A 19,238-nucleotide genomic window follows, 5' to 3' on the forward strand; every position below is an offset into this window, starting at 1 on the left:
CGCTTCAAGATCATTGCGCGTATATTGCACGACCACCGACACAGGGCCGCTCAAGGTGGTATCAGGCTGCACACCCCGGAAACGCAAAAGAGGCCCCGAAGGGCCTCTGAGCTGCTGTTTCTGCTGGTGGCAGGTGCAGGACTTGAACCTGCGTAGGCTGAGCCGACGGTTTTACAGACCGCTCCCTTTGACCACTCGGGCAACCTGCCGCGTCCTCCGCTTGCGGCGGCGACAGGAAGAAGAATAGCGGACTTCGGCTGGTGACGTGACATCGGCGGCGCGCGCCGCCCTCCACCCGCTCCCACCTGGGCCTTTAGGGCATATCGGCTGTTCCTGACGGCTACGGGTGGGGTCGGAGGGACGCGTGGGAGGCGATCCGGTGCCGGCGCGAGAGGGAGGCGGCGAGAAGGGACAGGGATCGGCACGGTGACGGGCCGGTGTGGCGGGTGTGGCGGGTCTGGGTCGCGATGACTCTCGTGAAAGCCGGGAAACGGGACGCGTACGGGATGGGGCGGCCGGGGTGGTCGAAATGTGACGGGGCCGGGATGGGACACGCCACCGCCTCGGCATCGGTGAGAGATGCTGGCTAGGCTGATCCGTTACGTACGCGTCTACCGAACCGGCTCGCGGACGTCGCCGCGATTCGAGGTCCGCGGCACCTGGGAGCCGGGCTGTGGCTGATAGTTCTACCGGGTCAGAGGGGATTGTACTTTGGCGGATTCATCGTTCGACATCGTCAGCAAGATCGACCACCAGGAGGCCGACAACGCGCTGAACCAGACGCTCAAGGAGGTGGGCCACCGGTTCGACTTCAAGGGTACCGGGGCCACCATCGCCTGGTCGGGGGGACAGAAGGCGATCGAGATCAAGGCCAACAGCGAGGAGCGCGCCAACGCGGTCCTCGAGGTCTTCAAGGAAAAACTGATCAAGCGGGGGCTCTCGCTCAAGATCCTGGACGCGGACGAGCCCAAGCTCTCGGGCAAGGAGTACCGCCTCGTGGTGACCCTCAAGGAGGGCATCGACCAGGAGCACGCCAAGAAGATCTCGAAGATCATTCGTGACGAGGGGCCCAAGGGCGTCAAGGCGCAGATCCAGGGTGAAGAGCTGCGCGTGAGCTCGAAGAAGAGGGACGAGCTCCAGGAGGTCATCGCCCTGCTCAAGGGTAAGGACCTGGAGATCGCCCTTCAGTTCTCGAACTACCGCTAACCGGGCGAGCGATCGGCGCCCTGACCCGGGATTCCATGATTCCCGTCGTTGATCAGGGCACGTCCAGGGCACACGGCCGGGGCAGGAGGTCTTCCATGCCCCGGCCGCTCACCTGCTCGAAGCGGGGCGCCCACCGGCCATCGGGACACCCGGCATCCGCGGTGCCGGACGGCCGCCGGTGGGACGAGGCCATTCGGGACATGTGGCCGGGTGCGTCCTTCATCGCTCCCGTCAGGGGAGGACCCGTGACCGGGTGCTCGTCCTGGTCGGCAGGGGTCTCCGCGGAGGCATTTCCGGCCTGCCGGCAGGGCCGGCAGGGAGGTCCGGTTCCGTCGCCGGACCCGATGACGACATCCGCGACGGCATCACCGGCCGGACCTCGGCCGGGGCGTACAGTGGCCGGTACGTAGCGAACGCCCCCGTTGTCCAGGAGACTCGGGGGTTCTCCATGAGATCGTTCCGCCGCCTGGGCGTCTGTGCCGGTGTGCTCGTCATGACCATGGGGGTTGCCCTCCAGGCACGAGCCGTGGACGTGCGGGCTCCGGCCCGGTACGCGGGGCTCGACGGCTGCCTCTGCGCCCCGTGGAGACTCTGGGGCCGGGGGGACGACGTCGTCGATCTCACCGACGCCCGGGTGTTCTCCTCGCGTGGACGGCGTGCTCCGCTGGCCCTGTCCCCCAACGGAGGACATGTCACCTATTTCCAGCTCGACGGCGGGGCGCTGGTGGTGCGGAAGGTGGCCTCGGACGCGGTACGCGCGGTGCCGGGCGTGATCTGGTCGAGTGCCATGCGCGCGACGCGGATCGAACTCTCCCCGCGCGGGCGGTACGTGGTGCTGAGCGCCGGAGGGGAACACCGGATCCTGGACACCCACAGTGGGACCGGCCTCACGGTGCCGTCGGGGCTGCGACCGTGGAGTTTCAGTCCCGACGCGGAATTCGTGCTGCTGGTGGACGACACGTTCCAGGCGCGGGTGTACTCGATGTCGCCCTTCGCCGAGCGGGGACGCGCGCCCCTGGGAGGCGCGCTCGGGCCGGGAGGCGAGACCGTCGCCCACTTCACGGAACGCGACGCCGGGATCGGCCTGTGGAGCGTGGCGTCCGGCGCCCCTCTCAAGAGCACCCCCGTCACCGTCCCGTACGGCAGGACCGCGACCCGGTTGCGCTGGAACGCCAGGGGCGACCTGGAGCTGCAGACGGTCGTTTCGCGCCGGGCGAGGAAGGGGGGCGGTAGCCGTTACACCTGGTACGGGGTCGATCGGGAGACGGGTGGGACGGAACGGGTCGGCGGCTTCGTCGTGCCGGGGTCGGTCCACCATCCGATCGTCGCCGGGTTGAGCCCGTGATCCGTCCCGGGTCACAGCGTGCCGCTTTGTGCGGGCCGTCGGGGCGGCGCCCCTTTCGCGCCATGGGGTGACAGCGGTCCCTGCTACGGGTGGGGCGGGATCCGTCGCGGGAGGTGAAGGCGCCTGCCCTCCCGGGTGGAGACCAGGGCCTCGGGTCATGGGGACGGTCCTCGCCCTGGGTCGCCAGGGGCTCCTGCCTGCCGTTTCCGGGTGGTGAGAACGGCGCCCGCGCAGGACGAGGGTCAGCGGCGGTAGCCGGCCATCCGCTCCAGGCGGGCGACGCGCTCGGCGGTGGGCGGGTGGGTGGAGAAGATCCTGCTGATCCCGGTGCCGCGGAAGGGGTTGGCGATCATCAGGTGTGAGGCGGAGACGATCCGGCCGTTCTCCGGGAGGGGCAACCGGCGGGTGCCCATCTCGATCTTCCTCAATGCCGAGGCCAGGGCCAGCGGGTCACCGGTCAGCCTGGCTCCGGACTCGTCCGCCTGAAACTCGCGGGAACGCGAGATGGCCATCTGGATCATCCCCGCCGCGACCGGGCCGAGCACGAGCATGAGGAGGGCGCCGACGAAGCCCGGCCCCTCGTCGTCGTCCCCGCCGAAGAAGAGCCCGGCGTAGCCGAGGTAGGTGATCATCGTGGCGAGCGCGCCGGCCACCGAGGAGATCAGGATGTCGCGGTTGTAGACGTGGGAGAGCTCGTGGCCGACGACCCCGCGCAGCTCGCGCTCGTCGAGCAGCCGGGTGATCCCGTAGGTCACGCAGACCGCGGCGTTACGGGGGTTTCGTCCCGTCGCGAAGGCGTTGGGCTGCATGGTCGGCGAGACGTACAACCGGGGCATGGGCTGGCGGGCCTCGGTGGAGAGCTCCCGCACGATCCGGTAGAGGACCGGTTGCTCGACCTCGCTCACGGGCCGGGCGCGCATGGCGGACAGCGCCATGCGGTCGGAGAAGAAGTACGCGACGGCGTTGACCGCCAGTGCGGTCACGACCGCGATCTGCATGCCGGCGCCGCCCCCGAGCCACGCCCCCACCGCGATGATCACCGCGGACAGCGCGCCGAGGAGGACCGCGGTACGCAGACCGTTGTGGTGCACTTCATCCCCCTCCCGGTCGATGCCGACTCACCTGTGACAACGTCTCCGCCCAGGTCGAACGTTCCCGGCCGGTTCAGCCTGCGGCGATGAGCGCCGCGGGGACGAGGTCGAGGACCAGCTGGGGGGCGGCCGAGAAGACGATCGCGACGACGACGGCCAGCGTGACGGCCACGGCGGCGGGCAACCAGCCGGCCCCGTGCCCGGTGGAAGGTGCCTCGTCCGTCCCGGACCCGCTCGCGCCGGGCTCGTCCGCTGCCGCCCCCGCACCGGCCGGGACCACCGGCGAAAGGGCCGGCACCGGGGCCGGGGTGAAGATCCGCACGACCCAGGTGACGTAGTAGTAGAGGCCCACGACCGTGTTGACCGCCATCACCGCTGCCAGCCAGCCACCGCCCGCGCCGAGCACCTCCCGGAACACCACGATCTTGGCGAAGAGCCCCGCGAGCCCCGGGGGCAGGCCCGCCAGGCAGATCAGGAAGAAGGCCAGCGCCAGCCCGGCAGCCGGGCTGCGGAGCACCAGCCCCCGGTAGTCGTCGAGCCTTCCTCCCCCGGGTCCTCTCGACACCAGCGTGACCACGGCGAAGGCACCGAGGTTCATCGCCGCGTAGAACAGCAGGTAGGCGATCGAGGCGTTCATCGCCTGGCCGTTCCTGACCCCCAGGGGGGCGAGGATGTAACCGGACTGGGCGACGGACGACCAGGCGAGCAGGCGCACCGCGTCACGCTGGCGCAGCGCCAGCAGGTTCCCCACGGTCATGGTCAGCGCGGCGATGATCGCCACCATCGGGACCCAGGTGGAGCCCTGACCGCCCAGGGCGACGACCAGGATGAGGATCAGCCCGGCGAACCCCGCCGCCTTGGAGATGACCGACAGAAGGGCCGCGACGGGCACGGGCGCCCCCTGGTAGACGTCACCCGCCCAGGCGTGGAACGGCACTGCGGCGATCTTGAAGGCGAACCCGGCGAGGACGAGCACCACGGCCACGGTCACCACGGCGGGCGGTGCCTGGCCGATCTGGAGCGAGGAACCGGCGGCGACACCGCCCGGATCCACGAGACCCGGCCGGATTCCGGGGGCGGGCCCGACCTGTCGCAGCGCCTGGGCGATCCGGCCGAGGTAGACGGTGCCGGTCGTCCCGTACAGCAGGGAGACGCCGAAGAGCATGACGGCCGTGGAGACCACCGAGACCAGGAAGAGCTTCACCGCCGCCTCGGAGCCGCGGCCGTCATAGCGTCTGAGCGCGGTGAGCGCGAACACCGGCAGCGAGACCAGTTCCAGCGCGACGACCAGCATGATCAGGTCGCGGGAGGCGGGCAGGGCGACGGCGCCCGCCAGCGTGCAGAGCAGCAGGAAGTACCACTCCCCGACGGGAATGTCGGCACGGGACAACTCGGCCGCCGACAGCAGCACCACGACGACCCCCGCGGCCAGCGCGAGCCCGGCGAAGATCAGCGTGAAGTCGTCGACCACGAAGGAGCACGGCGCCGCGGTGGCCGCGGGGCTCGCGCCGGCCGCCGGGGCCGTCGCGGGCGTGCCGTCCGGGCGGACGAGACCTCCGATCGCCGCGCGGGGGGAGCCGAGCAGCCCTTCGGGCACGCAGAAGGTTCGCAGCGGATCTCCGGCCCGTACGGCCTGCGAGACCACCGTCGCCAGGGCCGCGATCACCCCGGCCAGCGTGACCGCGCCGAGGGTGCGCCGGACGTACGGCCTGCGGGGAAGGAAGGCGTCCAGCAGCAGCACGAGCCCGGCGGTGAGGGCGAGGATCAGCGGAGGTGCGATCGCGTAGTAGTCGATGGGCTGGATCACGGTGCCCCCACCAGGGTGCGGACCACTGGGTCGGTGAGGGCGAGGAGCGCCTTGGGCCAGAGCCCGAACAGCAGGATCAGCACCACCAGCGGTACCCAGGCGGCCAGCTCGTGGCCCATGACGTCGGGCATGCGCGGCCTGCCGGTGAGGGCGGGCGGGCGACCCGCCGCGTCCTGTGCCGTCGTGACCGCGCGTTCCCCTGCGGTGGACGGGTCGTCCTCCGCGGCGGGACCCGGGGTGGGGTCTGTGGTCGGGCCCGTGGCGGGAAGGCCGCCCGTGGTGGCGGCGGTGAGGATCGGGACGTGGACCGTCTCGGTGCCCCTGCCGTGGGTGACGCGGGAGAGCATGAGCAGGAAGTAGGCGGCGGTCAGCACGGTGCCGAGACCTCCGAGGGCCATGAAGACCAGGTACAGGGGGCGGGACAGGCCCGCGGCGGGCTGGAAGGCGCCGAGCAGGGCCAGCATCTCCCCCCAGAAGCCGGCCAGCCCCGGCAGCCCGAGCGAGGCGACACAGGCGAAGGTGAGCAGGGACCCCACCCGGGGAAGGCGCGTCAGCATGCCGCCGCCGAGCGCGGGCATGTCGGAGGTGCCGTGGCGTTCCTTGATCGCTCCCGCCACGAAGAACAGCAGGGCGGTGATCAGGCCGTGGGCGATGTTGCCGAACAGCGCCCCGTTGATCCCGACCGGGGTGAGCGTGGCGAACCCCAGCAGCACGAAGCCCATGTGGCCGACCGAGGAGTAGGCGATCATCCTCTTCAGGTCGCGCTGTGCCAGGCACGCCAGGGAGCCGTAGACGATTCCGGCCACCGCGAAGGCGCCCAGCCAGGGGGCCGTCGCGGCGGCGCCGTCGGGCAGGACCGGGATCGCGATGCGGGCGAAGCCGTACGTGCCCATCTTGAGCAGCACGCCCGCCAGGAGCACCGAGCCGACGGTCGGCGCCTCGGTGTGGGCGTCGGGCAGCCAGGTGTGCAGCGGCCACATCGGTGTCTTGACCGCGAACCCGATGCCGACCGCCAGGAAGGCGATGGTCTGCACCGGGCGGGACATGCCGATCCCCCGCGCCTCGGCCAGGGCCGTCATGTCCAGGGTGCCGGTCTGCGACCAGATGAGCAGCAGGCCGAGCAGCAGGACCACCGAGCCGAGCAGGGTGTAGAGGATGAACTTGATCGCCGCCGCCCGGCGGGCCCGGCCGCCCCAGATGGCGATCAGGAAGTACATCGGGATGAGGACGACCTCGAAGAAGACGAAGAACAGCAGCAGGTCGAGTGCGAGGAACGTGCCGACCATGCCGACTTCGAGGACGAGGAGGGTGAACACCATCGCCTGCGGCCGGTCGCCGCCGGGACCGGACCGCAGCAGTTGCCCCGGACCGTCGGCCCGTCCCCGGCACAGGTAGACGAAGCAGAGGAAGGTCAGCAGCGTGGTCAGCACCACCAGCGGGAGCGAGATCCCGTCCACGCCGAGATGGAACCGGAGGTCGAGCCCGGGGATCCAGGCCAGGTCGGTCGCGAACTGCACCCGGGCGGCGTCGTCGTGGTCGAAGGCGGCGACCAGCACCACCGACAGCGCGAACGTGACCCCGGAGACGGCCAGGCCGTACGCCCGGAGCAGCCGCCCCCGGGCCACGACGTCCGCACGGGACGGCACGAGCAGCGCGACCGCCCCGGCCAGCGGCAGGGCGAGCAGCGCGAGCGGCAGCCAGCTCATGGAGGTCAACGGCGTGTCACCGCCGGACGGGCGAGGAGCGGCACGGCGAGGGCCGTGACACCCCGGGGAAGCAGGGAGATCATTTGAAGATCACCGCCCCGGCCGCGAAGAGAAGGACGCCCGCCAGCAGGCCGGTGATGTAGAGCTGCGCGTTGCCGTTCTGCGCCAGGCGGACCAGCCCGGCCACGCCCAGGGTCGTCCGGCCCGAACCGCGCACCGCACCGTCCACCACCCGGCCGTCGGCACGGACCACCAGACCGGCGAGAAGCAGGACGGGCCGAACGAAGAGGGCCGTGTAGACGGCGTCGACATGGAAGGCGCGCTCACAGGGGACGCGGAGGGGGCCGAGCAGACGGGCCGGGTCGCTCCCCGGTTCCGAGCGCCACACGGCGTAGACCACTCCGGCGCCCAGCAACGCCACCGCGAGACTGAGAGCCGCGGTCCCCCAGTGCACGTCACCGATCCGGGCGAAGCCGAGGAACAGGGCCGGGACCGCCAGGACGACGATGGGCCAGCGCATGGCGGCCGGGGTCCGGTGCACGGCGGCGTGGACGGTGCCGGACGCGGTCCCCGCGGCGGAACCGAGGGCGAGTACGGGGTTCGCCGGGGCGCGCCGTCCGAAGAAGGTGCGCAGCCAGGCCCGGGTGGCGTAGGCGCCGGTGACCGCGACCGTGGCGAGCGCGCACCCGTACAGCAGCAGGGCCACGGCATCGTTCAGCGGCCCGGCGGACAGGGAGCGCTCGATGGCCACCAGCACCTCGTCCTTGCTGAAGAAGCCGCTGGCCGGGGGGAGGCCCATCAGTGCCGCGAAGCCGATCGTCATCGCGGCGAAGGTGACGGGAAGCTCCCTGCGAAGACCTCCCATCGTGCTCATCAGGTTGGAGGCGACCGCGTGGATCACGGCCCCCGCGCAGAGGAAGAGCAGGGCCTTGAAGGCTCCGTGGGTGATCAGATGGAAGACCGCGGCGCTTCGGGAACCCGCCGCCAGGGCACCGGCCATGTAGGCGAGCTGGCTGACGGTGGAGTAGGCCAGGACGCGCTTGAGGTCGTCCTGGGCCAGCGCGGCAAGGGCAGCACCCAGCATGCCGATCGCGGCCATGACCGCGAGCACGTCCAGGGTCGCGGGGGCGCCGAGGAAGGCCGGGTAGAGGCGGGCGACGACGAAGATCCCGGCGGCGACCATGGTGGCCGCGTGGATGAGGGCGCTGATCGGTGTCGGTCCGGCCATCGCGTCGGGCAGCCAGACGTGCAACGGCACCTGGGCGCTCTTCCCGGCGACCCCGGCCAGCAGCAGCATGGTGGCCGCGACGAGCGTCCCCGACGACATCGCGGGGACGGCGGCGATCACGTCGGCGATCCTGAAACTGCCGGCCGCCGTCCCGAGGACGAAGATGCCGAACAGGAACCCCACGTCTCCGATCCGGGTGACGAGGAACGCCTTGATCGCCGCTCGCGAGTTGGCCCTCTCCTCCCACCAGTGCCCGACCAGCAGGTAGGAGCACAGGCCCATGACCTCCCATCCCACGTAGAGGACGAGCAGGTCCGCCGAGTAGACGACCAGCAGCATGGCGCTGGTGAACAGGCTGATGAAGGCGCTGTACGACGGGTATCGCCGGTCGCCGCGCATGTAGCCGACGGAGTACACCTGGACGGCCAGCGCGACGACGGTCACCAGCACCGCGATCGAGGCGGCGAGGCCGTCGACGAGCAGCCCCACCGAGATGGGGACCGAGCCGGTCTCGATGACGGTGAAGGTCGCGGTGACCCCGTCGATCGCACCGCCGGCCGCGTCCTGGCCACCGGCTCCCGTCGGAGTGGACGCCCCTGTTCCGCCCCGGCCGGCCGTCCACGTGACGTAGGCCGGCCAGAGCGCCAGGACGGCGGCGACCGCGGTGGGCACCACCGCGATCCAGGCGGCCCGGCGGCCGGCCGCGCTGTCGGCCTTGAGGTCGGCCCTGAGCTCGGTCGTGGTGCCGGCCGTGGATTCGGCCGTGATGCCGGTCTCGGTGCTGGTCTCGGGGTCGGTTCTGGGATCGGTTTCGGTGCGGGTGACCGTTCCGGTGGCGGTGGTGGCGGTCCCGGTGGTGGCGGTTGTCTCGGCGGTGGCGGCTCTGGCGGTGCCGGGTGCGAGGGGCATGACACCGCGGGAGCGGTGGGGGAAGCGGGAACCCAGCAGTCCGGCGACGGCCGCGAGGAAGGGCAGCAGGATCACGAGGGCGGCGACGGTGATCATGTCGTGTCACGCGGTCCGGTGGCTGCGGGAGCGACGGGCCGGGGGCCGGTGGGCTCGGTGTCGCCGGACCCGGTGCCGGTGCCGGTGCCGGTGGAATCGGTATCGGTAGGGCCGGTGCCGGTGGGCTTCGCGTCGGCGGGGTCGGCGTCGGTGGGTTCCGCCAGGGAGCGGAGACGGTCGAGGTCGACGGTCTGGCGGTTGCGGTAGAGCGCCAGGATGATCGCGAGACCGATGCCGACCTCGGCGGCGGCGATCACGATGACGAACAGCGTGAGGACCTGCCCGCCGTGCAACCGATCGCGCAACCACACGTCGAAGGCGACCAGGTTGAGGTTGACGGCGTTGAGCATGAGCTCGACGGACATCAGCACGAGGATCGCGTTGCGCCGGGCGAGCACGCCGTACACGCCGATCGAGAACAGCAGCGCCGAGACGACGGCGGGGTAGACGATGTGCACGTCAGTCCCTCCCGCGAATGTCGGTGCGGGACAGCACGACGGCGCCTATCAGGGCCGCGAGCAGCAGGATCGAGAGCGCCTCGAACGGGAGCACCCAGTTGCGGAAGATGCTGGAGCCGAGCTCCCGCGCGGAACCGGCACCGGGCTCCAGCGGCGCGTAGGCCATGCGGAAGCCGTCGACGACGACGGTGACCAGCACGGCCGCGGTGGCGATCGCCACGATCGCGGCGGTGGGCCTGTTCGGGCTGTCGAGGTCGGCGGTCCTGCCGATCGGGGCGCGGGTGAGCATGATGCCGAACAGCAGCAGGACCACGATGGCACCGACGTAGATGAGCACCTGGACCCAGGCGACGAACTCGGCCGTCAGGACCAGGTAGCACCCCGCCAGCGCGCCGAAGCAGACGACCAGCCACAGGGCGGCGTGGACGAGCTGCCGGGTGGTCACGACGAGCAGGGCCGACCCGACGGCCACCGCGCCCAGCAGGAGAAAGACGATCTCCTGCCCGCTCGGTGACAGATAGGACGGCACCTCGGTCACGTCTCCTCCTCCGGCTCTCCATTCGGATCCGCAGGAGAAGTCTGCTCCGGCGCGTCCGCCGCCGGGGGCACGCCACCCCTACCTGTGGATAACTTCTCGACGGACGAGCCGCCTGTGGACGAACCGGTGGGCTTGGGGAGGGATCCCGGCGGGCGGATCGCGCGGACGCTCGCGTGACTCGCCGAGGTGGCCGGCCTGGAGGGCCTGCCGGGCGGCCGGGCGGGCCGTCCGGACGGCGGTTCGGCGGGGGCGTCGGAGGCCGCAGGCCCCGGGGGAACCGGGGACGCGGGGGAAGCCGGAGAACCTGCGGACGCCGGAGAACCCGGGGCCGATCCCGCAGGAGCGGGCGCATCCGAGATGGGAGGGCTGGGGGCGTTCGAGGCCGGAGAAGCGGGGACGTCCGAGGCCGAGGGGCCTGAGGTGCCCGAGGCCGGGGACCCGGCACCGGAGGAGGAGGGAGCGGCCGGAGTGCCCGAGGAGCGTGAGGTGCCCGTAGCCGGGGACCCGGCACCCGAGGTGGGACGAGAGGAGGAAGGGTCGGGCGGAGCACCCGAGGAGCCCACAGGCTCCGCAGACGTTGCGGACCCCGTGGAACCCGGCACCGACGGACCGGACCCGGACACCGCCCCAGGCGCCGCTCCGGACCCGGGCGCCGCTCCGGACCCGGGCGCCGCTCCGGACCCGGGCGCCGCTCCGGACCCGGGCGCCGAAGCACCCGGCCCCGATACCGCAGCACCGGAACCGGACGCCGGATCGGCGGACGGGCCACCGGACGCCGGGAAACCCGACCCGGGCGCCGAGGCACCGGAGCCGGGCGTACCGGCCGCGGGCGTACCGGAAGCCACACCGGAAGACGTACCGGAGGGCGTGCCGGGAGAGGGCGCCGCGGGTGTGGGGCGGGGGCGGACCGGGCGCGAGGCCGCCGCCAGTTCCTTGGGCGGGTCGGCGTTGGGCTCGTGGGCCGGGGGCGGCGGGACGGTCTGCGCCCAGCCCGCCAGCCTGTCCTTCTCGTGCAGAAGATTACGGATGTCCCCGTCGGCGTACTCGAACTCCGGGGACCAGAACAGGGCGTCGAAGGGGCAGACCTCGATGCAGATCCCGCAGTACATGCAGAGGGAGAAGTCGATCGCGAAGCGGTCGAGCATGTTGCGGGCGCGGGGACGGCCGCCCTCGGGGGCCGGGAGGGTCTCCTTGTGGGAGTCGATGTAGATGCACCAGTCGGGGCACTCGCGGGCGCAGAGCATGCACACCGTGCAGTTCTCCTCGACCAGCCCGATCACCCCCCCTGCTCCGGGGCGGCAGCTCCGGCCGGACCTCGGGGTACTGCTGGGTCACCGACCTGTTCAGCATGTGGCGAAGGGTCACCGAAAGCCCCTTCGCCAACCCCACTCCTGGTATCCGTGCCACAACTCAACATCATGGCGCACGGTGGGGCGCTCGGGAATGCGGTGGGGGCCCGGAGACCTCGGTGGTATGGCCCGGACGGCGGGAATCCCCATGGCGGAGAGTTATCCACAGAAGTTATCCACAGACTGTGTGTTCGATAACCGGCCCCGACTCACCGCCCCGGCGTCCAATGTTCTGCGGCAATGCCGGAAAAATCGTATTGTTCGCCCATGTCGTACTACGGGCCGCCGGCATGGCAGCCGCGGCCACCGGCGCGTTCCACCATGGCGTGGAGCGTGCTGTGGACACTGGTCCCCCTCCTGACCTGCGGTATCGGCACGCCGGCCATCATTGGCCACGCCGCCCGCAAACTGCGCAGCCCGCTGCTGGCCTTCGCCGCCGTCGTCTACGGCGTCGGCATCGGCGTCTTCATGGTCGGCGCCTCCATCTACGGCAGCTCCGACCGCATCCCGGTCTGGCTGGACACCATCGGGGCGGTCGGCCTGTTCGGAAGCTGGATCGGCGGGCTGGTCCACGCCGTGATCCTCCGGGAGTCGGTGTTCCGGAACCCGCAGGTGGACGCCCGGCCGCTCCACGGCCCGGACCACGGGCACCTGCGGACCCCGTACCCGGCCGCGCATCCGGTGTCCCCGGCCGCGCGTCCGCCCGCGCAGTGGCAGTCCCCGCGCCCGCACGTGGAGCCTCCCCGGTACGGGGGGCCTCAGGGGTCGCAGACCTCGTACGGCGCCCGCCCGCACGACACCCACCTGTACGACTCCGGTCCTCACGCCTCGAACCCGTACGACGGCCGTCACGACCCGAACCCGTACGACGGTCCCCACGGCTCCGGCCCGTACGACGGCCGTCACGACCCGAGCCCGTACGACGGCCCTCGACGCCCCCCGGAATCCTCACGGCCTCCAAGACGCCCAGGGTGCTCAGAGCGCTCAGGGCGCCCGGAACCCCCGCGGACCCGCGGCGTCGACCCCGTCGGCCGGGACCCCGCGCGGGTGGCTGGGGGCCGTACCGGCTGATCGGCGAGCTGGGCAAGGGCGGGCAGGGGAAGGTCTACCTGGCGCTCACCCCGCAGGGGCAGAAGGTCGCGATCAAGGTGCTGCACGAGCACGTCGGCAGCGACCGGGTGGTCCGGGAGCGCTTCCTGCGCGAGGTGGAGGCGACCCGCAGGGTGGCGACGTTCTCCACCGCCCGGGTGCTCGACGTGAACATCACCGAGGACCAGGCGTACGTCGTCAGCGAGTACGTGGAGGGCGTCTCCCTGGAGCAGCTGGTCCGCGACCGGGGGCCGCGCGACGAGGACGGGCTGACCCGGCTGGCGCTGGCCACCGCGGGCGCGCTGGCCGCGATCCACCGGGCCGGGATCGTGCACCGGGACTTCAAACCGGCCAACGTGCTGATCGGCGCCGACGGCCCCCGGGTGATCGACTTCGGGATCGCCCGTGCCCTCGACCAGGTCACCGCGACCTCGGGGAAGATCATGGGCACCCCCGCCTACATGTCGCCCGAGCAGCTCGCGGGCGAGGCGATCGGCACCGAGACCGACGTGTTCAGCTGGGCCGCGACGATGCTCTTCGCCGCCTCGGGACGGGCGGCGTTCGGGGAGGACACCATCCCCGCCATCCTGAACCGGGTGATCAACCACCACCCGGACCTGTCGCCCATGCCGCCGTCGCTGCGCGCGCTGGCCGCGGCCTGCCTGGACAAGCTGCCCGCCAACCGGCCCACGGCCTCCGACATCATGCTGCGCATCGTGCACTGATCGTGCACAGGTCGTGCACAGCGCGCGGAGGTCAGGGCGCCGCGTCCCTGGCCTGGGCCGACAGGGTCAGGTACTCCTCGTGGGTCAGCGCGCGGACCTGGAGCTGCAGATCGTTCCCGGAGGCGAAGCGCTCCACCTCCTCGGGGTCCCAGCGGCCCGGCAGGTGGAAGAGCCCCCCCGCCCACCAGCAGGCCGCTCACCCCGGACTCGGCCGAGTACAGCAGCAGCTCGGACGCCTCCAGCTCCCGGGTCCTGCGCGCGGTCTCCAGCAGCAGCCGCTCGTGGACGACCACCAGGCGGCAGTGCGGCTGCCCCTCCCGCCGCAGGACCCGCCCCTGCGCGGTCTGCCTGCGGGTCCTGCGCCGTCCGATCCCGACCACCACGACGGCCCCGACGACCGTGAGCCCCGCGAGCACCAGGGCGACGATGCCGAGCGGGCCCATCCCCCGGGTGACGTCGGCGCGGGTGTCGGTCAGGTTCAGCAGCACCAGCGCCACGAAGGCCACCCCGTAGGCGAGCACGGCCCACATGAGCACGTACAGCAGCTGCTCGCGCCACCACACCTTGGGCGAGCTCAGGGGCGGCCTGAGGCTTCGCGCGCCGGGCACGCGCAGGCGCGGCAGCGGCGCGGGGGCCCGGCGCCAGGTCACCGCGCGCCACCGGGGCGACCGGCGGGCCAGCGCGACCCTGGCGCGCTGCGGGGTGTCGAACGTCCGGAACTCGAACTCCAGCCCGTTGGCCGCGGCGAACGCCTCCACCTCCTCCCGGGAGCGGGCACCCGGGGCCTCCAGCATGACCAGGCCGGAGTCGTCCAGCACCGCCAGGCCGTACCTCGTCCTGCCCCTGCCGGGGTAGCCGAAGATCAGCATCGTGCGCGCCCGGACCTCGCCGGTCAGCGGCAGCCGCACCGGTGGATGTTCCGGCACGTCGACGACCAGTTCGTCGTTCTCCACGGCAAGCGCGAGGGTCATGCGTTCCGTCCTTGGCAGGTGGCGTCACAGAATGTATTACTTCCCTGCCCGGCGTGGGCGCTTCGAACGTCAGATCATCGCGTACGGCGGCCCGATCGCGCGAGGACCGGCGAGGAACGACGCGGGATCAGCCGGCGACGACCCTGACGATCCCGGTCAGCGCGAGCTGCGCCAGTGCCAGCGGCACCAGGACGACCCAGGCGAGCCGCTGCAGCTGGTCCTCGCGCAGGCGCGGGTAGCTCACCCGGAGCCAGATGATCACGAAGACCAGCAGGAAGACCTTGAGCAGCGTCCAGACCGGGCCCGGCAGGAAGGGGCCCTGCCAGCCGCCCAGGAACAGCACGGTGGTCAGCGCGGACACCACGACGATCCCGGCGTACTCGGCCAGCATGAACAGCGCGAACCTCATGCCGGTGTACTCGGTCATCGGGCCCATGACGAGCTCGGAGTCGGCGATCGGCATGTCGAACGGCGGGCGGCGCAGCTCGGCGAGCCCGGCGACGAAGAAGACCACGGCGCCGATCGCCTGCCAGGGCAGCCACCACCACTGCCAGGCCTGCACGATGCCCGGCAGGGAGAGCGTCCCCGCGGCCATCGCCACGCTGGAGGCGGCCAGCACCAGCGGCAGCTCGTACGACATGAGCTGGGCCGCCGAGCGGATCCCGCCCAGGACCGAGTACTTGTTGCCCGACGACCACCCGGCCATGACCGAGCCGAGCACGCCGACCCCCATCACGGCCAGGACGAAGAACAGCCCGGCGTCCAGGTCCACCCCGACCAGGCCGGGACCGACCGGGATCACGACCATCACCAGCAGGTAGGGGATCAGCGCGACCCCGGGAGCCAGGGCGAAGACCCGGCGGTCGGCGGCGGCCGGGACGATCTCCTCCTTCTGCATGAACTTGACCCCGTCGGCGACCAGCTGGGCCCAGCCGTGGAAGCCCCCGGCGCACATGGGGCCCAGACGCGCCTGCATGTGCGCCATGACCTTGTGCTCCATCTGCCCGGCGACCAGCGGCAGCACCAGGAAGGCCGTGACGATCACGAGCAGCCGGACGGCGGCGTCGAGCACCTCGGCGATCACGGGCACCTCCGGCGGGGCGTCTCAGGCACCACGGTCGCGTCCCCAGCCGGCCGGTACCCCGGGCGGGAGCGTCTTGCGGCGGCTCGGCGAGCCGTGGTCGGACTCGCCGGGCTCCTTGGCCCCCGGCCACGCCTTGGCGACCCGGGCGGCCAGGACGAAGTCCTTGCGGAGCGGGAACCCCTCGAAGCCCTCGGGCAGCAGCAGCGGCACGAGGTACGGGTGGCCCTCGAAGACGATGCCGAACATCTCGAAGGTCTCGCGTTCGTGCCAGTCGGCCCCGCGGAAGACCCCGACCGCGGTGGGCAGCCGGGGGTCGGCCCGCGGCAGGCGGGTGCGCAGCAGCAGGTGCGAGCGGGAGGCCGGGGCGAACAGGTGGGCGACGACCTCGAACTCCTCCGGGGGCTCGTCCACCGCGGTCAGCCAGTCGAAGAACTCGAACCCCGCCTGCCGGGCCGAGGTCAGCACGCCGATCCAGTCCCCGGCGCCGACGTCCACCGTGGTCTGGCCGAAGGACTCCGACACCCGGGCGCGCCCGTCCCGCGCCAGACCGGTCGCGAACCCCGCCGCAGATCCGGTCCCGGGCGTGACGTCGGGCAGGTCAGGCATAGCGATCCCCCAGGTTCTCGGCCGCGATCTTCTCCTGGAGCATCATGATCCCGTGGAGCAGGGCCTCGGGCCGGGGAGGGCAGCCGGGCACGTACACGTCGACCGGGATGATCTGGTCGACGCCCTTGGTCACGCAGTAGGAGTCCCAGTAGGGGCCGCCGGAGTTGGAGCAGGCGCCGAAGGAGATCACGTACTTGGGGTCGGGCATCTGCTCGTAGAGCCGTTTGACCGCGGGCGCCATCTTGTCGGTCACCGTGCCCGAGACGATCATCAGGTCGGCCTGCCGGGGGCCGTTGGCGAACGGGATCACCCCGAACCTGATGAAGTCGTGCCTGCTCATCGAGGTCGCGATGAACTCGATCGCGCAGCAGGCCAGGCCGAAGTTGAACGCCCACAGCGAGTAGCGCCGTCCCCAGTTGAGGATGAAGCGCATGGGTCTGGGGGCCAGCCGCGAGACCGGCCCCACGGTGGGCATCGGGAGATCCGCCATGGCACGCATTCTCCTTCAGTGTCGGCGCCCGCGCTCCGGCGGCCCGCCGGGACTCAGGTCCAGGTGAGCACGCGCTTGCGCCAGGCGTACACGATGCCGAGCGCGATGAAGCCCAGGAAGACGAACATCTCGGCCAGGGTGGCCGCCCCGAAACCCGGCGCGGCGAAGATCGTCGCCCACGGGAAGAGGAAGACCGCGTCCACCGCGAAGACCACGTACAGGTAGGTGAAGACGTAGTAGCGGATCTGGGACTGCGCCCAGCCGTCGCCGACCGGGTCCACGCCGCACTCGTAGGTGAGCAGCTTCTCGTGGGTGGGGCGGCTGGGACGGAGCGCCCGGTTGACGAGCAGCGCTCCGGCGACGATCAGCAGGCCGATCGCGAACAGCGCGAGGACCACCACATATGAGCCGAAATATCCGCTCATGGCTCCTCCTCCCGGGATCCGCGCGGCGGAGCTCCCTCGTCCTACCTATAGCAGGATCCACCGCCGCCGTCACGCAGCGGACCGGGAGGCGGCCCCGGGCCGGGACCGGTTCCGGGCCGGCGCGGTGCCGGGACCGCGACGAGGGCGGGGGCGGGCCCGGTGCGGGGCCCCGTGCGGGGCCCGGTCCGGGCCGGAACGCGGGCCGGGACCGGCGCTCGTTCGGGGAACGGAACGACTAAAGCCTCCGTGCACTTAATATCAAATAAGGGTAAATACCTCATTGGTACGTTTAGCCTCTATTCATGCCACAAAAGCGATTCATCGGAGGAATCGCCTGGATGGTCGCAATGCTCGCTGGTTGCGGCGCAGCCACCGCCTCCCCCATCACGCGGACCCTGCCCTCGGAACCAACGATGATCAACTATGTGGACCCGTCCGTCGTCCACGGTCTGACCGCCAGGACGCTGAGCACCGGCGAGAGCGGCGGCCGGCGGGTGCACGCCGCCTACCCCGCCTTCGCCGGGGCCCCCCGGCTCACCGACCGGCTCCGCGACACGGTCGACGACGAGCTTCACCGTTTCACCTGGCGGAAGAACCCCGGTGACACCACGGCCGCCCCCGAGTTCAACGTGGACTGGATGCTGGCCGCCGCCTCAAAGGAGGTCCTGGGGGTACGGCTGCGCATCGGCCGGTCCATGGACACGGGCTGGCGGGAGTCCCGCACCACCCTCTGGTACGACCGGGCGGACCGGCGCGTCATGGCGTCGGCGGACCTGATCAGGGACGACGTCGCGCTGGCCACGCTGGCCGGAGCGGTCAAAGACGAGATGACCCGGCGGGGCACGCCGGTACGCCTCGACCCGCTCAGGCCCGACCCGAGGATGTTCGACTCCCTGGTCTTCAACCCGCGCGGCGACCTCGTCGTGGAGTTCGACGACGGGCAGGCGGGCCCCAGGGACACCGGCCGGGTGGCGGTCGCCGTGCCGTCGGCCGTCTCGGAGCCGCTGCTGTCGCCGATCGGGCTGCGCGCGCGGCGGGCGGTCCTGTCGGCGCCCGGGCCGTCCGGCAGCGCGCAGCAGGACATGCTCGCGGCGAGCACCGACAAGCCCCCGGCCCGCAGCTCCAAGGCCGGCGGCGTGGACTGCACCAGGGCCCGGTGCGTGGCGCTGACCTACAACGACGGGCCCGGCCCCGGCACCGGGCGGCTGCTCGACGTCCTCGGCCGGTACGGGGCCAGGGCCACCTTCTTCAGCCTCGGCTCCAGTGCCTCGGCCCGTCCCGACCTGCTGCGGCGGATGCGGGACGAGGGGCACCTGGTGGCCAACCACACCTGGTCGCACCGCGACCTGAGCAGGCTGACCACCCTCATGGTCACCTCCCAGCTCAGCCGCGCGCAGCACGCGATCGCCCAGGCCATCGGCCAGGCCCCCACGCTGATGCGCCCGCCCTACGGCGGGACCGACCAGCGGGTCGCCACCGTGGCCGGCGAGCTGGGCATGGCCGTGGTCCGCTGGAACGCCGACGCCGAGGACCGCAACGACCCCGACCCCGGGGCGATCGCCGGCCGGGTCGTGGCACGCACCGGCCCGGGGTCGATCGTCCTGATGCACGACTTCCACGACCCCACCGTGGACGCGGCCCCGGAGATCCTGCGCAGGCTCACCGAGGCGGGCTACACCTTCGTCACCGTCCCCGAGCTGTACGGTGGGCGCACGATGCGGCCGGGCTGGATCTACGACTCCGGGGCGGCCCCCGAGGCGCCCGAACGGCTGCCCGCGTCATACCCTGGGGCTATGAGGCCATAGCCGGAGGCGATGAGAGCCGCTCGGGGACGGGACATATATTAGACGGCGTGACCACAACCGTCCTCTTCGGCCGCCTGCACGTCGACCTGTGCAGGATCGCGGCCGGGCTGTGTCGGGCCGGCCGTCCGCGATCGTGACCTCTCCGCGGGCCGGTGGACGCCCGCGATGCGCCGTGCACGCACGCCCCCAGGCTTCGACTCAAGGCCGCCGAGGACAATGCGACAAAGGTCACTTTCCTCCGCCGAGTGGAGCGCGAAAAGACTACGCGTCACCCCGAGGATCTAGCATGGAAAAAAGAATGTGCCACGAA

General features: G+C 71.7%; 15 protein-coding genes, 1 tRNA gene and 1 pseudogene. 5 read left to right on the forward strand and 12 right to left on the reverse strand.

From position 1 onward, the window contains the following. Nucleotides 1-124: 124 nt before the first annotated feature. Nucleotides 125-209 (reverse strand) — tRNA-Tyr (locus tag ABD832_RS08335). 502 nt (nt 210-711) lie between these two features. Between ABD832_RS08335 and ABD832_RS08340 the strand changes: the two genes are divergently transcribed. Further along, a complete protein-coding gene (locus ABD832_RS08340) occupies nt 712-1,206 on the forward strand; it encodes a YajQ family cyclic di-GMP-binding protein (protein ID WP_344890738.1) in 495 nt (164 codons plus the stop codon). A gap of 448 nt (nt 1,207-1,654) precedes the next feature. Further along, nucleotides 1,655-2,551, forward strand: a complete 897-nt coding sequence (locus ABD832_RS08345; RefSeq protein WP_344890741.1) for a hypothetical protein — start codon at nt 1,655-1,657, stop codon at nt 2,549-2,551. 242 nt (nt 2,552-2,793) lie between these two features. On the opposite strand, the gene htpX is transcribed toward ABD832_RS08345, so the two are convergent. From htpX to ABD832_RS08380, 7 genes and pseudogenes are all read right to left on the reverse strand, one after another. Continuing rightward, nucleotides 2,794-3,642: a zinc metalloprotease HtpX gene (gene htpX, locus ABD832_RS08350; RefSeq protein ID WP_344890745.1), complete on the reverse strand. Its 849-nt coding sequence runs from the start codon at nt 3,640-3,642 to the stop codon at nt 2,794-2,796. A 73-nt stretch (nt 3,643-3,715) separates the two neighbouring features. Next, nucleotides 3,716-5,449 carry an NADH-quinone oxidoreductase subunit N gene (locus ABD832_RS08355; RefSeq protein ID WP_344890748.1) on the reverse strand — a complete coding sequence of 578 codons (1,734 nt, stop codon included), beginning with the start codon at nt 5,447-5,449 and terminating at the stop codon, nt 3,716-3,718. Then, a complete protein-coding gene (locus ABD832_RS08360; RefSeq protein ID WP_344890751.1) occupies nt 5,446-7,155 on the reverse strand; it encodes a complex I subunit 4 family protein in 1,710 nt (569 codons plus the stop codon). Before ABD832_RS08360 ends, ABD832_RS08355 begins: the two co-directional genes overlap by 4 nt. Before the next feature lie 79 nt (nt 7,156-7,234). Continuing rightward, the gene (locus ABD832_RS08365; protein ID WP_344890755.1) at nt 7,235-9,388 is read right to left on the reverse strand and encodes an NADH-quinone oxidoreductase subunit 5 family protein; all 2,154 of its coding nucleotides are present in this window, start codon (nt 9,386-9,388) and stop codon (nt 7,235-7,237) included. Between the two features lie 176 nt (nt 9,389-9,564). After that, nucleotides 9,565-9,846: pseudogene (nuoK, locus tag ABD832_RS08370) on the reverse strand (NADH-quinone oxidoreductase subunit NuoK); the annotation flags it as partial. A 1-nt stretch (nt 9,847) separates the two neighbouring features. Next, a complete protein-coding gene (locus ABD832_RS08375; RefSeq protein WP_344890758.1) occupies nt 9,848-10,384 on the reverse strand; it encodes an NADH-quinone oxidoreductase subunit J family protein in 537 nt (178 codons plus the stop codon). Further along, the gene (locus tag ABD832_RS08380; RefSeq protein ID WP_344893384.1) at nt 10,381-11,628 is read right to left on the reverse strand and encodes a 4Fe-4S binding protein; all 1,248 of its coding nucleotides are present in this window, start codon (nt 11,626-11,628) and stop codon (nt 10,381-10,383) included. The genes ABD832_RS08375 and ABD832_RS08380 overlap by 4 nt, the downstream gene beginning before the upstream one ends. A gap of 372 nt (nt 11,629-12,000) precedes the next feature. Between ABD832_RS08380 and ABD832_RS08385 the strand changes: the two genes are divergently transcribed. Continuing rightward, on the forward strand, nt 12,001-12,804 hold the full coding sequence (locus ABD832_RS08385) for a hypothetical protein (RefSeq protein ID WP_344890761.1): 804 nt from the start codon (nt 12,001-12,003) through the stop codon (nt 12,802-12,804). Then, nucleotides 12,705-13,547 carry a serine/threonine-protein kinase gene (locus ABD832_RS08390; RefSeq protein ID WP_344890764.1) on the forward strand — a complete coding sequence of 281 codons (843 nt, stop codon included), beginning with the start codon at nt 12,705-12,707 and terminating at the stop codon, nt 13,545-13,547. Before ABD832_RS08385 ends, ABD832_RS08390 begins: the two co-directional genes overlap by 100 nt. A gap of 1,098 nt (nt 13,548-14,645) precedes the next feature. On the opposite strand, the gene nuoH is transcribed toward ABD832_RS08390, so the two are convergent. The 4 genes from nuoH to ABD832_RS08410 are packed head-to-tail and all read right to left on the reverse strand — an operon-like array spanning nt 14,646 to nt 17,123. After that, nucleotides 14,646-15,602, reverse strand: coding sequence for an NADH-quinone oxidoreductase subunit NuoH (gene nuoH, locus ABD832_RS08395; protein WP_413224890.1), 957 nt, complete (start codon nt 15,600-15,602; stop codon nt 14,646-14,648). 21 nt (nt 15,603-15,623) lie between these two features. Further along, nucleotides 15,624-16,208, reverse strand: a complete 585-nt coding sequence (locus ABD832_RS08400) for an NADH-quinone oxidoreductase subunit C (RefSeq protein ID WP_344890767.1) — start codon at nt 16,206-16,208, stop codon at nt 15,624-15,626. Further along, nucleotides 16,201-16,698: an NADH-quinone oxidoreductase subunit B gene (locus tag ABD832_RS08405; RefSeq protein WP_425582573.1), complete on the reverse strand. Its 498-nt coding sequence runs from the start codon at nt 16,696-16,698 to the stop codon at nt 16,201-16,203. The genes ABD832_RS08400 and ABD832_RS08405 overlap by 8 nt, the downstream gene beginning before the upstream one ends. Before the next feature lie 53 nt (nt 16,699-16,751). Beyond that, nucleotides 16,752-17,123 carry an NADH-quinone oxidoreductase subunit A gene (locus tag ABD832_RS08410; protein WP_344890770.1) on the reverse strand — a complete coding sequence of 124 codons (372 nt, stop codon included), beginning with the start codon at nt 17,121-17,123 and terminating at the stop codon, nt 16,752-16,754. Between the two features lie 413 nt (nt 17,124-17,536). Here ABD832_RS08410 and ABD832_RS08415 point away from each other — a divergent pair, with 413 nt between their 5' ends. Then, nucleotides 17,537-18,928 (forward strand): polysaccharide deacetylase family protein, encoded by a 1,392-nt coding sequence (locus ABD832_RS08415; RefSeq protein ID WP_344890772.1) that lies wholly within the window; start codon nt 17,537-17,539, stop codon nt 18,926-18,928. The last annotated feature ends 310 nt before the right edge of the window (nt 18,929-19,238 follow it).

The sequence above is a fragment of the Streptosporangium longisporum genome (assembly GCF_039534895.1).
GTDB lineage: Bacteria > Actinomycetota > Actinomycetes > Streptosporangiales > Streptosporangiaceae > Streptosporangium > Streptosporangium longisporum.

Excerpts from the sequence above, each read along its gene's own strand:
- ABD832_RS08405 (WP_425582573.1), bottom strand. The coding sequence starts at position 16,698 with ATGGCGGATCTCCCGATGCCCACCGTGGGGCCGGTCTCGCGGCTGGCC.
- ABD832_RS08400 (WP_344890767.1), bottom strand. The coding sequence starts at position 16,208 with ATGCCTGACCTGCCCGACGTCACGCCCGGGACCGGATCTGCGGCGGGG.
- ABD832_RS08360 (WP_344890751.1), bottom strand. The coding sequence starts at position 7,155 with ATGAGCTGGCTGCCGCTCGCGCTGCTCGCCCTGCCGCTGGCCGGGGCG.
- ABD832_RS08385 (WP_344890761.1), top strand. The coding sequence starts at position 12,001 with ATGTCGTACTACGGGCCGCCGGCATGGCAGCCGCGGCCACCGGCGCGT.
- ABD832_RS08380 (WP_344893384.1), bottom strand. The coding sequence starts at position 11,628 with ATGCTCTGCGCCCGCGAGTGCCCCGACTGGTGCATCTACATCGACTCC.
- ABD832_RS08415 (WP_344890772.1), top strand. The coding sequence starts at position 17,537 with ATGATCAACTATGTGGACCCGTCCGTCGTCCACGGTCTGACCGCCAGG.
- ABD832_RS08410 (WP_344890770.1), bottom strand. The coding sequence starts at position 17,123 with ATGAGCGGATATTTCGGCTCATATGTGGTGGTCCTCGCGCTGTTCGCG.
- ABD832_RS08345 (WP_344890741.1), top strand. The coding sequence starts at position 1,655 with ATGAGATCGTTCCGCCGCCTGGGCGTCTGTGCCGGTGTGCTCGTCATG.
- ABD832_RS08365 (WP_344890755.1), bottom strand. The coding sequence starts at position 9,388 with ATGATCACCGTCGCCGCCCTCGTGATCCTGCTGCCCTTCCTCGCGGCC.